The sequence below is a fragment of the Nonomuraea sp. NPDC050404 genome, assembly GCF_040655495.1.
GTDB lineage: Bacteria > Actinomycetota > Actinomycetes > Streptosporangiales > Streptosporangiaceae > Nonomuraea.
In genome coordinates, this window is the sequence record NZ_JBFAKB010000034.1 from 96,366 (window position 1) to 111,873 (window position 15,508).

General features: G+C 63.4%; 11 protein-coding genes. 10 read left to right on the forward strand and 1 reads right to left on the reverse strand.

Annotated features, from left to right (window positions below):
* The first annotated feature begins 26 nt into the window (after window positions 1-26).
* Complete coding sequence (locus AB0I81_RS54075; protein ID WP_360676245.1) at window positions 27-3,212, forward strand: BTAD domain-containing putative transcriptional regulator; 3,186 nt, start codon at window positions 27-29, stop codon at window positions 3,210-3,212.
* Here the strand turns inward: AB0I81_RS54075 and AB0I81_RS54080 are convergent.
* A complete protein-coding gene (locus AB0I81_RS54080; RefSeq protein WP_360676247.1) occupies window positions 3,096-4,868 on the reverse strand; it encodes a condensation domain-containing protein in 1,773 nt (590 codons plus the stop codon). The genes AB0I81_RS54075 and AB0I81_RS54080 overlap by 117 nt on opposite strands.
* 184 nt (window positions 4,869-5,052) lie before the next feature.
* Between AB0I81_RS54080 and AB0I81_RS54085 the strand changes: the two genes are divergently transcribed.
* The 9 genes from AB0I81_RS54085 (at window position 5,053) to AB0I81_RS54125 (ending at window position 15,497) form a co-directional block, all read left to right on the forward strand.
* Window positions 5,053-6,318 carry an MFS transporter gene (locus AB0I81_RS54085; RefSeq protein ID WP_360676250.1) on the forward strand — a complete coding sequence of 422 codons (1,266 nt, stop codon included), beginning with the start codon at window positions 5,053-5,055 and terminating at the stop codon, window positions 6,316-6,318.
* 211 nt (window positions 6,319-6,529) lie between these two features.
* The gene (locus AB0I81_RS54090) at window positions 6,530-7,219 is read left to right on the forward strand and encodes a class I SAM-dependent methyltransferase (protein WP_360676253.1); all 690 of its coding nucleotides are present in this window, start codon (window positions 6,530-6,532) and stop codon (window positions 7,217-7,219) included.
* Window positions 7,220-7,371: 152 nt separating this feature from the next.
* Window positions 7,372-8,061: a class I SAM-dependent methyltransferase gene (locus tag AB0I81_RS54095; RefSeq protein ID WP_360676256.1), complete on the forward strand. Its 690-nt coding sequence runs from the start codon at window positions 7,372-7,374 to the stop codon at window positions 8,059-8,061.
* 56 nt (window positions 8,062-8,117) lie between these two features.
* Window positions 8,118-9,164 carry a hypothetical protein gene (locus AB0I81_RS54100; protein WP_360676258.1) on the forward strand — a complete coding sequence of 349 codons (1,047 nt, stop codon included), beginning with the start codon at window positions 8,118-8,120 and terminating at the stop codon, window positions 9,162-9,164.
* A gap of 25 nt (window positions 9,165-9,189) precedes the next feature.
* Window positions 9,190-9,408, forward strand: coding sequence for a phosphopantetheine-binding protein (locus tag AB0I81_RS54105; protein ID WP_360676261.1), 219 nt, complete (start codon window positions 9,190-9,192; stop codon window positions 9,406-9,408).
* Between the two features lie 16 nt (window positions 9,409-9,424).
* Entirely contained in the window at window positions 9,425-12,535 is a 3,111-nt protein-coding gene (locus tag AB0I81_RS54110; RefSeq protein WP_360676264.1) for an AMP-binding protein, read from the forward strand.
* The gene (locus AB0I81_RS54115) at window positions 12,507-14,057 is read left to right on the forward strand and encodes a histidine ammonia-lyase (protein WP_360676267.1); all 1,551 of its coding nucleotides are present in this window, start codon (window positions 12,507-12,509) and stop codon (window positions 14,055-14,057) included. The genes AB0I81_RS54110 and AB0I81_RS54115 overlap by 29 nt, the downstream gene beginning before the upstream one ends.
* Window positions 14,058-14,062: 5 nt before the next feature.
* The gene (locus tag AB0I81_RS54120) at window positions 14,063-14,305 is read left to right on the forward strand and encodes an acyl carrier protein (RefSeq protein WP_360676270.1); all 243 of its coding nucleotides are present in this window, start codon (window positions 14,063-14,065) and stop codon (window positions 14,303-14,305) included.
* 1 nt (window position 14,306) lies between these two features.
* Window positions 14,307-15,497 (forward strand): hypothetical protein, encoded by a 1,191-nt coding sequence (locus AB0I81_RS54125; protein WP_360676273.1) that lies wholly within the window; start codon window positions 14,307-14,309, stop codon window positions 15,495-15,497.
* Window positions 15,498-15,508: the final 11 nt, after the last annotated feature.

Consider the following 15,508-nt stretch of genomic DNA (forward strand, 5'->3'; position numbering starts at 1 on the left):
CGAAATTGCCGGCGACACACCATGCTATGCATTTCAGGATCCTTGGTTCGCTCGATGTCTCACTTGATGGAATGGCCCTGCAATTTCCGAACGGCCGCCAGCGGACCATATTGGCGATGCTGCTCATGCAGGAAGGAAATCTCGTATCGCTCGACCGGATCACTGCGGGGATATGGGGAGAGGATCCACCCATCACCGCCAAGGGCCAGATCCATACCTGCATATCTGCCTTGCGGCGTCAGCTGCGGAAATTCGGTGACGACCATGTTATCGCTACCAGCCTGGTAGGCTACACCATCCATATTCCCACCGAGTCGCTCGACTCCGCTGTGTTCCGCCGGATGATCAACTCCGGCCGGGAGCTAGCTGCTGCCGGGAAGACTAGGGATGCGGCAGCCGAGCTTCGTGCCGCGCTAGCGCTTTGGCGCGGCCCGGCGGTCGCCTCAGACGTCGAGAGCGGGGTGGTCAGAACGATGGCGATTCGGCTTGAAGAGGAACGAATCAGGGCCACCGAAGAGTGTGTCGAGCTTGAGCTCAAACTCGATCGGCATCACGAACTCGTAGCCGAGCTGAGTGAGCTCGTCAGAGCTTACCCACTGCGCGAGTCGCTGAGAGCGTTGCACATGCGCGCCCTGTACAGGTCGGCCCGGCAAGCAGACGCCCTTGAATCATTCCAGGAAATCCGGGCCATCCTCAGAGATGAACTTGGCCTGGAGCCATCCGACCAGCTTGACAGGCTGCACAAGTCCATCCTGAAACGGGAAAATTCGCCTACAATCGCGCCCCGGACTGGTTTCGGATCGGAATCTACAGGCAAGGTTGACACCATTGTCCCCCGGCAGCTTCCGCCGGCTATCGCCGACTTCACCGGTCGAGAGGAAATGGTCGATACCATTATTGCGAAGCTTTCCGGATCGAGTTCGGCGGAAGGCCGACGATACATGCCTGTCGTGTGCCTCAACGGCAATGGAGGCGTCGGCAAGACGACCCTGGCCCTGCACGTGGCGCACGCCGTCCATCGCCTGTATGACGAAGGCCAGATCTTCGTTCAACTCCAAGGCAGCGACGGCCATCGCAACGACCCACTGGATTTGCTGGCCAAGCTGCTCGGCTCGCTCGGCTTCCTCCCGGCAGCACTTCCAGACCAGCTGGAAAGCCGGATGGCCGTCTACCGGAGCTGGCTGGGCGAACGCAAGGTCTTGATCCTGCTCGATGATGCCGACAGTGCGGCAAGCGTCGAGACGCTGATGCCAGGGAACTCGAATTGCTGCGTGATTGTCACCAGCCGCTATCCACTCACCAGCCTGCCCGGCGCCTTGCACTTTCATGTTGAGAATCTGGACGAGGCAGCCTGCGTCGAGTTGCTCAGCAAGATAGTTCACGCTGAGCGCGTGACTGTCGAGCCCGAAATGGTGCTCGAACTCGTCAGGCTGTGCGAGTGCCTGCCACTCGCCGTCCGGATCGTGGCCGCCAAGCTCGTGAAATGGCCGCACTGGAGCATCGGGCAGATGGTCTCCCGCATCAGAGACGAAACTCGGCGACTTGACGAGCTGACCCTCGGTGACATGGGCGTCAGGGCGACGATCGCCACCTCATACGTTGGCCTCAGCCCGGGTGCACGGCGGCTCTTCACCAGGCTCGGACTCCTTGGCCCGGTGGACTTCGCATCCTGGGTCAGCGCTCCCCTGCTCGACGCCGATATTGATTCCGCAGCCGATGTGCTTGACGAACTCGTCGCGGCACGCCTCGTTGAGGTGAGGGCTGACGACACGGGCCGGCACCGGTTCCGGCTGCATGCTCTAGTTCGCATCTTCTCCCTGGAGCGGCTGGCCGCGGACGAGGTGACGAGCGAGCGCATTGCCGCACAGTCCCGGCTGCTATCCTGCTGGCTTTCCCTAGCCATTGACGCTCACTGCCGAATCTACGGCAGTTACGAGCTGCGCTGTGCCGCGCAGTTGTGGATGCTGCCGGCCAAGGTGCGCGATCAACTCGTGGAAGACCCGTTTGGCTGGCTCCGGCTGGAAAGCCCGGGACTGGTTCTCGCCGTTACCCAAGCAGCTCAACTCGGACTGGACGAGGTGTGCTGGGGGCTGGCTGTCAGCCTGGCCACATTGTTTGAACCCGATCACCGGATTGAGGATTGGCTGCGAACGCACGAGATAGCGCTTGAAGTCGTCAGACGGACAGGCAATACGCGCGGTGAGGCCGCGTTGCTTTGCTCGCTTGGGACGATGAAGCTTAACAGTAGCTTTACGGATGCCACTTCCTACCTCCAGTCCGCCCTTCGCATCTTCGAGGAACTCGGGGATGTGCCCGGCCGGGCACAGGCGCTCGGTGCACTCGCCTTCGCCGACCGCATGGCCGGTCGGTTCGACCAAGCACTGCTGGGCTACCGGCGGGCGCTGGCTGATTGCCGGTCTGCCGGTGACCAGGTGGGCGAGGTGGACGCGCTGGGCAACATGGCGCAGATCTACATGGACAGGGAACTCTGGGACGACGCCAGAGTGCTCCTTGACCAGGCAGTTGCCAAGAGCGCCACGCAGGCGCTGCGCATAGCTGCCCAAGTCGAGCACAGGCTCGGTGACTTCTACCTCCGCACGGGCGACTGGCGGCAAGCTGAGCAGTCGTTCACCAGGGTACTGGCCCGGGTGCGGGAATGCGGTGACATGGTGGGCGAGGCGCACGCATTGACCGCTCTCGGCTCACTCAGAACCCGTCAGGGACATTACGAGTCCGCGCAGGTCGCCCTTTGTGCTGCGCTCAAGTTGTCGCGTGTCATGGTCAGCAGTCTTGCCAGTGGCCGGGTGCTGCTGTCGTTCGTTGAGTTCTGCGTCATGGTCGGGGACTGGGACCGCGCCGCCACCCTGATCAGCGAGGCGCTGGTGATCTTCAGTGAGACCGGTCCCATTCCGGTGCTTCGTGCCAGGTTCCTTGAGTTCAAGGCCGACGTTGATGCGAATTTGGGAAATCCAAGGGCCGCGGACGCAGCCCGTCGCGAGGCTCTTGATATCACCAGCAATACGGATCCGGCATGGCGTCGGATATTCATTGCGGCGATCGATTTTGCAGCGCCTCATTGGACTGGCATTGAATGTTTAGATGCCCGCGCTCCTTCCCGTCCCTGCACTTGTCCCCGCCGGCCAGCCAATGGGGTCGTCAACGCCAACCGGAACTGCCTCGCATATGACGTAATGGCGCGGCGTCATCGCTGACGGGTGTGCGGGTATCATAGCCATGCACCGTGCGTGAGCTTGTTCCGGCGTACGGACGGAGTCGGAAGCCTCGACATACGCCACAAGCGGTTCGCCGGCTACCTGTGAAAAAATCCGCGCCTTGGCCGGCGCGAACGCGTCATCGAGGAGTCTCTGGATCTCAGCCAGCTCGACCCACTGGATGTCGGTCTTCACCCAGTTCGAGTCCCGGCGGACTGGCTCCATCTGAAGGACATCGATCATACCCTCGTGATCGAGGTCGCCGCCGGCCGCTGCTACCAGCAGACGCTCAATGGCCTGCAGCAACGATGTCAGGTGTGCCGCCGGCACCCGGCCAACGTCAGAACTCCAGCCACACAGTTCCACCTCGCCTTCCAGCCTGGAAACATCGAATCGGACAGGTGTAGCCAGACGGTACGGCATAGGGTAACGGCGCAGTTGAGTCCGACTCAGCATGGCGGTCACGTACTCGGGCGATGGTGTACGTTCCTTCACGGGTACACCGCTTTCGATGACACTACAGTTGTAGATGGCATCGAAACAGAAAAAGACGCCACGGTCATGCGATATGCGATTACCGATTTCTTCGAGCTCATAGGCATCGTAAACGCCGTGCATGCAGCCTTTCAGCATGCCACGCCATGCCTGCCTCACCAATTCATCGAAGCTCGCAGAGCCGACATCGACAGCGGCGATGCCGGTTTGGGCAAGCGTACCGACGTAGTCGTAAAGGTGGCGCTCAAAGCGGTTTGAGGGCATCACGGGAAAGACTATCTCGCGATAGCCGGTACGCACTGAGAGCACGGCGCACAACGCGGCAAGCAGGCAGCTGGACCGGCTGGTTCGCGTGCGTGCGCTCACGCACTGCACGGCCAGTGCAGCGGCCGGTGACGACATGTATATGCCCACCGTGTCGTCCGCGTTCGCCTCCGTGAGCCCGGATCCCGCAGAAGGCGTCAGGTAGAGAGGTGAGGGCATTACGGCAAGCTTGCTGCTCCAGTATTCCAGCGTTCTACGACGTTTCTGGCATTCACGCTCCGAGCGCTCGAGCTCCGCCTGATCCAAAGGCTGATGACGAGGTGGTCCTATGACTCGAGCAGCAGGATCGCTTATCAGTTCGGCCAGCTCATGCTCAAGGATTTGCGCAGCCGCCCTATCCACAGCCATGTGAGAGAACTCAAGGAGGGCTGCGCATACCACTTCAGCGCTCGTGGCCAGGGCGACTCGCAACTGCTGGCCGGCCAGCCGCTGCCCGGCAGGCTGTCTTGGGGCTGTGGTCTCCAGGTACTTGGCGAGCTCGGCTTCAACGTCAACCCGATCGGCTCGGCCGCCTTCCAGCGAATAGATATCAACCATCAAGGTGCCAACGGAGGAAACACGCTGATATGGCTGCGGTCCGGTGACGAAGGACGTCCGCAGCACTTCATGGCGGGCGATCAGGAGGGCAATGCTTTCAGTGAAGTCCTCCACACTTGCCGTTCCATCCAGGCTGACAGCACACGTCACGGTGGGATACGGCTGACCTTCTCTCGAATTGAAATCATCAATCCACTTCAAAATGTTGAGCTGACCTATGGTCAGTGGTCCTTGCCGGGTAGCCTTGCCCGAGAAATGTACGGGTACTGAAGATTGCGGCGTAAGTTTGATGACCGACATACCACTTCTCCACGCACGCTCACGGAGTTCAAGCATTGATGGTTTGACCATCGACTTTGGCTAGTTCTAGCGCAGGCATCCGTAATCGTCAATAAGCAAGAGACACACCTTGCCATCATGACTGACACACGATTACGTCTTCGCGTATGGCTGATGTGGTCATCCTTCCGAGAGGAGCGGCCAGGTGAGCGTCAACAAGGGGGTCAACCCGATCAGGTTCTTGATGAGGAATCCACACTTCGGGACCTTGCTGGTCGTCAACCTGGTCTCGTCGCTGGTGGGATCGGGTGTGGGCATCGCCTTGAGCGTCCATATCTACCAGCTCACCCACTCGCCGGTCTGGACAGCCGTGCTCGCTGCTGCCCCGACCGTGGCCGGGGTAGCCTTCGGGCACCTGGCCGGGACTGTCACGGACCGCTGGAGCGCTCCCCTGCGGATCATACGGATCGCGCTCTTCCTGCGGGTGGTGGTACTGCTGGCCCTCTTCGTACTCGCCGACTCGCCGCTTGGCCTCGTCTGCGCGGTGTTCGCCCAGGCGGTCGTGCAGCAGCTCTACACTCCGGCCGAGCAGGTCCTCGTCGCCGACTACGTGACCGCCGAGGACCTGGCCGAGGCCAACGGCCTGAATTCGTTCGCCTCCAATGCCACCAGGCTAGTCGGGCCGGCACTCGGCGGGTTCATGATGGGATGGGCCGGATTCCGCTGGACGGCCATCGGGGTGACGGCGCTGATGCTGCTGTCCACACTGCTCAGCCTGCTCCTGCGGAGCTCCGGGCGGAAGACGCCGACCGCCAGCGGCATGGTTGAGGAAGGCGAAGAAGGCGGCGGCGACGGGTATCTGGCGATGCTCCGGCGCAGCCGTCGCGTCCGGGGCCTGGTACTCCTGCAAATCCTTGACGCAATCAAGGAGGGGCCGCTGTCTTCCCTGTTTCCCGTGCTGATGCTGGGCGTGATCGGCGCCACGTCCGGGCAGATGGGCCTGGTCAACAGCGCGTTCGCGGTCTCGGCCCTGATCGCGGGCCCGGTGATCGGCACGGTGGTCCGCCGGCTGGGGTACCGTCTTCCCGTTCTGCTCGGTGCCGCCATCTCCAATGGCGCGATCGTGGTGCTGGCGATCTGGCCGTCGCTGCCGCTGGCGCTGATCGCCTTCGTCGTGTCCGGGCTGCCCTTCACCATCTCCTGGGTGGGCGGGCAGACCTGGCTGCTGCTCAGCACGCCGCTCTCGCTGCGCGGCCGGATCGTTGGCACGACCGGCGCCATCTACGCCGGGGTGTCGCTCGTCGCCATGCTCGCCAGCGGCGTGCTTGCGGAATGGTTCGGCCCGCGCTGGGTCATCGGCATGGGATCCTTCATCGCGCTGGCAGGCCTGCTCGCCATCGCCGCATTACTCAACGAACGCGAGCAGCCGGCCGGCACCAGCCAGACGGCACAGGCCAAACCCGCGAAGTGACCAAGATGTTTCCGCATGCGCTCATTAGCGGCCGCAGAGTCAGCCAGAGAGAGCTGTCAACCGGACACTGCATGTTTGTTGTCCTGCCGGGCAGGACAACAACCTCGGAAGCTGACCTCGTGCCACGCGGGAAGGCTCTTCTGAGAGCTGCCTCAGCGCCGGCATCACCAAAGCGTTGACTGCGGTGGATTTCGGCGGCCAACATTGCGACATGGACATGTCGATGCCTCCAGCAGGACTCAAGTCTGCCCTGTTCTCCGATTCAGGAGTCAGCGATCGATCACGTATTCAGTCGCTCATGGAGGACATATTCCGGCATGCACAAGATCACGCAAATACATTGGACGACCGGGTTAGCTGCCTGTCCCAGGTCCTTTACCTCATGTATCTGGCGCGTGCCCGGAAGGCCAGCTCCATAGCCGAGATAGGCTTTAGCATCGGCTACTCGAGCATCGCCTTCCTGGAGAGCTCGCCCTCCGCGAAGGTCACATCCTTTGAAATTCACAACGAGGCTCCCGTCAAGGCGGCAAAGGAGTTCATCGACTCCCGTTACCCGGATCGCCATCACCTGATCTACGGAGATTCCACGCAAACCGTTCCAGCCTTTCAGCTGCCCCGATCAACGGATGGTTTCGATCTCATCTTCATCGACGGAGGCCACGACTACTCGTGCGTGAAGGCGGACATCACGAACGCTCGCCGGCTGGCCAAGCCGGGCGCCACGCTCGTGGTTGACAGCCTGACGCCCTGGTTCAAGTGGGGAATCGGCCCAGCGACCGCATGGGAAGAGGCGGTCCGGGATGAAATCGTCACCCCGCTCGAGTACGTGTCCGACGCGCTTGCCGTCAGCCGAATTCAGGGACCGGCCGAGCGCGCGTGGGCTGTTGGACAATACCAGTAAGCGAAGGACTTTCAAGATCAGCTGAATCACTCCATTCCCTACCGGGGGTACCTCGGTAGGGAATCTTGCTATGACGGCTCTTCTGCAGTTCCCCCGGCGCCGGCAGCACCGAAGCGTTGACAGCGGAAGCTTTCAAAAGCCAACATTGCCATATGGACATGTCGATGCCTTCAGCGGGATTCAAGTCTGCCCTTTTCCCCGACTCGGGAATCAGCGATCGATCACGTATTCAGTCGCTCATGGAGGACATGTTCCGGCATGCACAAGAGCATGGAAGCGTATTGGACGACGGAATTAGCTGCCTGTCCCAGGTCCTTTACCTCATGTATCTGGCGCGTGCCCGGAAGGCCAGCTCCATAGCCGAGATAGGTTTCAATATCGGCTACTCGAGCATCGCCTTCCTTGAAAGCTCCCCCCAGGCGAAGGTCACATCCTTTGAAATCAACACCGAGGCCTCCGTCAAGGCGGCAAAGGAGTTCATCGACTCCCGTTACCCGGATCGCCATCACCTGATCTACGGAGATTCCACGCAAACCGTTCCAGCCTTTCAGGTACCGCGATCAACGGATGGTTTCGATCTCATCTTCATCGACGGAGGCCACGACTACTCGTGCGTGAAGGCGGACATCACGAACGCTCGCCGGCTGGCCAAGCCAGGCGCCACGCTCGTGGTTGATGACCTGACGCCCTGGTTCAAGTGGGGCATCGGCCCAGCGACCGCATGGGAAGAGGCGGTCCGAGATGAAGTCGTCACCCCGCTCGAGTACATGTCCGACGCGCTTGCCGTCAGCCGGATTCAGGGACCGGCCGAGCGCGCGTGGGCAGTTGGACAATACTGGTGAACCGGGTAGAGGCGGAACACGCTGGGGATTTGCGGCGTCACCGCACAATTTTGCCGGTGACAACGAATCCCAGTATCCGGGCGTACCAGCCGTATGCGTACCCGGTCTCCATCATCGAGGCGCATGCTCCCAAGAACCGTGACTGGATTCTCTCGAACTTCATGCACCTGGCCTATGATGAACACCCGATAGAGTCCCCATCGCTGTGCTTCTATTCCTATGATTTTGCGGCCAACCCGTATCTGCACACCATCAAGGCAGACCGTAAGTGGATGCAAAGGTGGATCGGCCACAGCTTCGCCGAGTTCGTGCATGCGCAGCTGCTCGATGGCTGGTATATCTACGCGTTCGTCGATGAGTTCTTTATCCCGAGACGACCGACGTACGGGAAGAGTCCTTGTCATCATGACGTTCTCATCCATGGATCAGACAGTGATGCAGGGATCGCGCATCTACTGGGTTACGACGAGTTGATTCGATTTGAAACCACCCATGTTTTGTGGGCAGACCTAGACGCCGCGTACGAATCCTGCGCCAACGCCGACCAGCCGTGGACGCGATCATTCATCCTCTTCAAATTCAATGCAATGGCGTCCTACCGGTTCGACCCACGGTTCGTGGTTGCCGAGCTCGAGCTTTTTCTCGCTTCTGAGAATCCGGGTCGAGCCACCCAGGGCCTGGCCATGCCGGACGGTCGCCTGTACGGCGTGGCGGCGCTCGAAGCGTACCGGGATGAGCTCCTGGACACGCCGCCCAAAGATTCGGGGCTCGATCTCCATGCCCCGCGGGCGCTGTTCGAGCACAGCAACCTGATGTCCGAGCGGTTGCAGTTGCTGCTCGGCGACGATCTATGGCAACGCTATATTCGCGAACGATACGGCAGGGTACTTCGATTTTATTCTGCTCTGCCCGTGGCGGTATTCAGTGCAAAGCAGAACAATGACCGTTCGGCACTGCACCGGCTGATGGCCGGCTTTCCCGAGATCATCAGGCAACAGATAAGTACGGTGACGGATGCACTGGACTGCCGACACGCTGGCTTCAGGGACGCGGAGCGCAGGAAAAAGCCGATGGGCCGTGATCGCGGCGATATGACTACTTGACGTTACGCGACAAAGGAGGCTGACGATGCAGGCACGCAAGGTTCTTGAACAAGAGTTCCGCGTGGTGACTGGTCGCGAGCTGACGGACATGACGGTAGACGTATTCGAGCTTGGTCTCGACTCGCTAGGAATTCTTTCCCTGCTGGGAGGGCTGCGGGAGGCCGGATACAACGTTTCACTGGACGACCTGCTGTCCGCGGCCAGCATGAATGAATTCGTGGCGATGATGGCGAACGCCGAGTGACCAAGGGGAAGCCATCATGACCAGCTCTGGTCCGGACGGACGGGCATCGCTAGCCACGATCTTGGATGAGCGGATCCGTCGTGGAGCTGCCGAGACAGCCTTGGCGGACAGCACAGGCAATGTCTTGTCGTACGCCGACCTCGGTGCCCTTGCCTGCACATGCGATGAGTTCTTCGGTCAACGGCACGCGGAACGGGTCGCCATCGTCGGTGCGGCGTCGATGGAGGTCAGCGCATTGATCGCGGCATGTTTCCGGGCGGGACGGACCTTCATGGTCATCGACGACCAGGAAAGCAACGCCGTGCGGCGGCAGCTCATCGATGAGTTCGCCGCCGACGTGGTCCTCCTGGCCGGCCCATCCGCCGAAACCACGCCTGCGAACCTGATAAACAACCTGGTCACCGTTACCGGCCGGGACCTGAGTAAAGTCGCCCGGCAGTGGGATGACCATGCTGTGCTCCAGCACAGCGAACGCATGGCGGTGCGGACACCGCAGGTGGCGGCGTACTGCGTTCGGACTTCTGGCACGACTGCGGACCCGAAGCTGATCGAGATGAGTCGTGCGGCGATCGAGCACTACTGCGCAGAGTTCATCGGCAGATATGGTCTCGCGCCGGGCCACCGCCTGGCGCTGTGGGCGGCCCCCACCTACGACGCCCACTACTGCCAACTGATCTCGGCCCTGGCCAGTGGCGCGGCAGGCGTTTTCGCGCCGATGTCCATCCGCAATGACGGGGACGCGGTTCTTCAGTGGCTGAGGGAGGCGCGCATCACCCATTTTGAGACCACTCCGTCGATCCTGAGGCGGGTGGCGTCCGCTGCGGTGCGGCCCGGGGCGTCGTGGCCGCCGCACTTGACGGAGGTGATGTGCAGCGGCGAGCGATTCGACCCGCAAGTGGCAAGGCAGGTCTTCGACGCTGCGGAGCGCTGCGGGGCCAAGGTCGGACTGCACAATGAATACGGCCCTTCGGAGTGCATTCTGCTGACCTGGCACCAGATCACCCCGGAGGACGCCGGCTCGGGCGACATTCCGGTTGGTAAAACGATCGCAGGACGGACATTGTCCATCGAGCCGTTGGACGGCCAATCCGGATCCTCAGCGCAACACCCCGGCGAGATCGTGGTGGAGTCCGAGTACCTGTGTCGCGGATACGGATCGGAGCAGGTCGGCTCGCTCGTAGCTTTCCCGGCACCCAATGGCGTCCCGGTCTTCCGGACAGGGGATCTCGGCTATCTGGACCACCATGGTCGTCTGCGGTTGTCTGGACGGCGCGATCGAACCGTGAAACGACGCGGTGTACGGATCAATCTCGACCAGGTAGAGGCGGTGCTCCACGCGCTCCCGGCCGTGGGGCAGGCGGCCGCACGAGCCGATGAGGCAGACGGGCAGGTGGTGATCCGCGTCTGGATCGTACCGTCCGACAGCCGCCTCGATCGTGTCGCGGTCCTGACGCAGATCGCCGAGACGGTGGAGGTCCGCCTGCTGCCCGACCGGGTGGTGATCTGTCCGTACCTGCCGCGCCTGCACTCCGGGAAGGTCGACTACCGGTCGCTCGAGGTAGCCGACTCGGGCGACGAACAGGTGGAGGTGGCGGCGGATGAGACGACGCTGAAGGTGGTCGCCGCGGGGTTCGAGCGGGTACTGCCCGACGTGGCCATAACAGGCTCGACTGACTTTTTCGCCAGCGGCGGACACTCCCTCCTGGCACTCGAGTTGAGCGCTCACCTGGAGCGCGACCTGGGAGTCAGGCTGACGATCCGTGACTACCTGGCCCATCCCACGGTCGCCGGGCTCGCCGGCGTGGTGGACCGCAACCGTCGTCAGACTCCGCAATCCGCGTCGGCCGCTGCCCCCGTAACCCTCGGTGAGGAGCTGACCTCCGCTGAACGGCCGGTCTGGGTGTGGAGTCAGATGTTTCCCAGCGACGGTGCACTGAACGTCGTCGGAGGATTCACCACGCATGCGGCCATCACCGAGCAGCGCCTCCGGCTAGCGCTGTCGGACTTGCTCAAGGACGTAGCCCAGCTGAGAGTCCGGTACGTCTTGGGCCGCGATCGCCCGCGACGGGTTCTGCGCGGAGCAGGCGTTGCGCGGGTTGACGTACTCCAGATCTCTGCATCCGCCGGCACCTTCCCCCAACCCGAGGTGGACAGCAGCGCGTACCAGCCGTTTGACGTTGGGGCGGATCAGCTGGTCCGGGCCATATTGGTCCGCTCGCGCACGGAGCCCGCACTGGTGGGCGTCTATCTGATCGCCCACCACCTGGTGTGCGACGGAGTGAGCATGGGACTGCTCGTAGCGGAGTTGCAGCACCGCCTTGGCACACCGGAACGCCGAACATCGCTGCCTTCGCTGTGCGTGCTGCCCCCGGCAAGACCGGATGCCGGTCTCGTCCAGCCTGCGGCAGGGCACTGGTCCACGGTCAGGCGTGGGCTGAAGGCGCAGCCGTACGACGAGCGGCTGCGCCCGAACGGTGCTGCCGCAGGAGCGTCGGTGGTCGATTGGCGGCTGCCGACGCAGCCGATCAGGGAGCTCGCGGACCGCCTGTCAGTGAGCCGGGCGGCTGTCCTCATCACGTTGATCGCCAGGGCGGTCGGCCGGGTGCTGGACCTGGACCAGGTTGTTGTCGAGACCCCGGTCTCAACGCGGACTCCAGATGAGGTCCGCTCGATCGGCAATTACGTGGTTGACGTGCCCCTGCTGGTCGATGCTGCCGGCCAGGACGCCACCCGCGTCATCGAAGCGGTCAACCGCGACCTCTTGGCGGCTGTCGACTTCGCGGCGCTGGTCCCGGGATTCGGCAGCGTACGGCCGGGACAAGGGTGGGCACCCGTCGGCGACGTCGTCGTCGTCCTGGAGGATCATGTGCCTGCGCCGGCTGTCGAGATCGACGGCGTGGCGAGCTCGGCCACGCAGCTCATCGGCTCGCCCCCGCGCCATGCCCTCGCGTGCTACTTCCGGACCAGCGCGCTGGCCGAGGACATCACCTGCGTCGTCACGGGCCGCTCCGACGGTGGGATGGCACGTGCACTGCGCGCTGAGGCCGACGCCACTCTCACCACCATGACAAAGCAGTTCTCAATGAGGAGGTTCGGCGATGGCCAACGTCGTGATTCGGCCCGGTGAACGCTGGGAACTCGAGCACCTGATGGCCGGGATCGATCCCGGCAACACAGTGGTCCTGGCGGATGAGGCCACCGAGGCGATCAGACGTTCGTCCAAGTGGGTCGATTCGCTCGCCGTGAGGCCCGCGTTGTTGTACGGCGTCAACTCCGGTTTCGGCGCGCTGGCCAACGTCCGCGTCCGGCCCGGCGATGAGGCGGAAGTCCAGCGTCGCCACATCCTTTCCCACGCATGCGGCATCGGGCTCGGTGCGCCCGTTGAAGTCGTCCGGATGATGCTTCTGATCAAGCTGCTGACCTTCCGCAGCGGCTACACCGGCGTGTCCCCGGAGGTCGCCGAAAGCCTGGTGAGGATGCTCAACAACGGCATCCACCCCGTGGTACCCGAGCGCGGCACCGTCGGTGCGAGCGGAGATCTTGCACCCCTGTCCCACCTGGCGCTTCCCCTCCTGGGCCTCGGCCAGATCACCGTGGACGGCCAGGTGCGCGACACCGGGGACGTCGAGGAGCAGCTGGGCCTCGGCCGGGTGGAGCTCGGTCCCAAGGACGGTCTCGCGCTGACCAACGGGACCCAGTACATCTCGGCCGTCGCGGTGATCGAACTGCGGCGCCTCCTTGAGCTCGCGCGCTCAGCCGACCTGATCGCGGCGATCAGCACCCAGGCGTTCAGCTGCGCCGACAGGTTCTTCCACGAGCGATACCACCGCGATTCGGGGAACCGGTGGCGGGCGGTGGTCGCCAATAACCTCTCCCACTACACCCACGGCGGAAACCACACAGCCTTGGACTCCGCCGTACCGTCAATGCAAGACCCGTACTCGTTTCGATGCATTCCTCAGGTCCACGGGGCCGTGCGCGAGCACATCGCGTACGCCCAGAACTCGATTCTCAATGAGATCAACACAACCGCCGACAACCCGCTGTTCTTCGTGGATGACGAACTGGCGCTCCTGGGCGGCAACCTGCACGGCGAGTCGGTCGCCATGGCCGCGGACATGCTCGGCATCGCCGCCACCGAGCTTGCCTCCATCTCCGAGCGCCGGACCTACCAGCTACTGTCCGGACGCCGCGGTCTCCCGGACTTTCTCACCGAGGATCCGGGCGTCAACTCTGGGCTCATGATCAGCCAGTACTCCGCTGCGGCGCTGGTAAGCGAAGCCAAGACCCTGGCGCACCCCGGCAGCGTCGACTCGATTCCGACCTGCCAACTGCAGGAAGATCACGTGAGCATGGGTGGCACCTCCGTGCTGAAGCTGCGGCAGATCGTGGACAACCTGGAGAACGTGCTGGCCATCGAGTTGATGACCGCATGCCAGGCCGCCGATCTCAAGGCCGGGCTGGTCCTCTCCCCCGCGGTCCGCGGCGTACAGGAGCGTTACCGCACACGAGTGCCCCGGCTCAAGGACGACCGCGTCTTGGCCGACGACATCGAGCAGACCCGCCAATTCCTCCGGTACGACCTGGCCGGCGACCTTGTCGCGGAACAGACCGCCGCAGCCGGTGTTCGAGAAGAGGCGGGTCGATGAGGCCAATGGATTACCCGCGGGTCCTGGAAGAGGTTGAAGCTTGCTGGCGTGATATCGCGCCGGAGTCCGCGATGAAGCTGGCACCGCACGACAACCTCTTCGAAGGCGGCGCCGACTCCTTCACCTTCATCCGGCTGCTGCGATCGGTTGAGGCCGCGTGCGATGTCACGCTGCCGCTGCTTGAGGTCTTTGAGGCTCCGCAGCTGGCTACCATAACGCGCTGCGTTATCGAAGCGAGGCGACGCTGAGGTGGCGATCATTCTGCCTGCCACCGCAGCCGAGTTCGGCCTGTGGTATCAGGAGCAGGCGGCCGAACTGCGGGGGCGCTACCTGTGCCTGGCGGCCGCGGAGCCATGCCCCGGGTCGCAGGTAAGCCTTCGCGACGCGGCCGGCGCCATGACCGCTGTCCGGGCCTGCCATCCCGAGGCGCTGGCACGGTTCGCAGTCGACGAGCAAGGCATACTTCACAAGTTCCTCGAGCCGCCTGCGGCTTCGCCGCCCGCAAAGGTCCTTGCGTTCCCGGCGGAATGGCGGCACACGGACATCGTCTCCCACCTGGCAGGGCTGCCGACCCCCCTAGCGACCGGGCCGCTGGTCCACCTGGCCGCACAGGCCGATCACCGGGGAAACGCCACGCGGCTGTTCGTGCTGGCCCACCACATCGTCTGGGACGCGCATTCCGAGGAGATCTTCTGGACCGAGGTCGACCGCCGGCTTTCCGGACCCGGGGCAGGCGACGCGGGACATCACCATCCCGGCTTCGGCTCCTGCGTGCACCGCGTTGCCACGCGAGACCATGTCCCGCTCGTGACCGACCTGCAGCGGCACCTGGCGATCTCGAATGGCGACAGTGTTTGGGAGCGGCTTGCGGCCGCGGCGCGGAGGGCCGGAGTCACCCCGTTCGCCTGGACAGTCGGGCACCTGGCGGCTGCCGCAGCGGCTTGGTCGGAGCCGGCGCCGGTCATGGCGTACATCGACGTGGACCTCCGCCCGCTGGCCGGCACGTCCCAAGACACGATGGGATTCCACCTGGCTCAACTGGAAATCGCCACCGTCGACCGCGGCACGTCCGGTCCGGCCGCGGCCGCCGCCGTCCACACGGCCGTGCTGCGCCGGCTGGCCGCCGCCGTACGGCAGGAGATCCGCCCGGGCAGCGAAGCTGCCGGGCACGGCGGTCACCCCTGCAAGTTCTATTTCCGTGACCTCCGGTATCGGCGTCGTCCGCATCACCTGCGGCCCATCGACATCCGCTTACCAGTGGCACGTAACCAGCTTTCAGTAGGCGTGACGGTCACTGATACCAGCCTTGAAGTGACGGTGACCGCACGACGCGGCACCGCCGACAGCACCGGTATCGCCCGTTTGGCGCAGCTGGCACGCCGGCACCTGATCTCGGCAGCGGCATACGGTGAAAGGGCGGCCTCCGATGCGGCACCTTAGGCTCGATGGCC

Bases quoted from the DNA above. Each gene is read 5' to 3' on its own strand.
- AB0I81_RS54075 (WP_360676245.1), top strand. From the start codon at position 27: ATGCATTTCAGGATCCTTGGTTCGCTCGATGTCTCACTTGATGGAATG.
- AB0I81_RS54095 (WP_360676256.1), top strand. From the start codon at position 7,372: ATGGACATGTCGATGCCTTCAGCGGGATTCAAGTCTGCCCTTTTCCCC.
- AB0I81_RS54090 (WP_360676253.1), top strand. From the start codon at position 6,530: ATGGACATGTCGATGCCTCCAGCAGGACTCAAGTCTGCCCTGTTCTCC.
- AB0I81_RS54080 (WP_360676247.1), bottom strand. From the start codon at position 4,868: ATGTCGGTCATCAAACTTACGCCGCAATCTTCAGTACCCGTACATTTC.
- AB0I81_RS54120 (WP_360676270.1), top strand. From the start codon at position 14,063: ATGGATTACCCGCGGGTCCTGGAAGAGGTTGAAGCTTGCTGGCGTGAT.
- AB0I81_RS54110 (WP_360676264.1), top strand. From the start codon at position 9,425: ATGACCAGCTCTGGTCCGGACGGACGGGCATCGCTAGCCACGATCTTG.
- AB0I81_RS54115 (WP_360676267.1), top strand. From the start codon at position 12,507: ATGGCCAACGTCGTGATTCGGCCCGGTGAACGCTGGGAACTCGAGCAC.
- AB0I81_RS54105 (WP_360676261.1), top strand. From the start codon at position 9,190: ATGCAGGCACGCAAGGTTCTTGAACAAGAGTTCCGCGTGGTGACTGGT.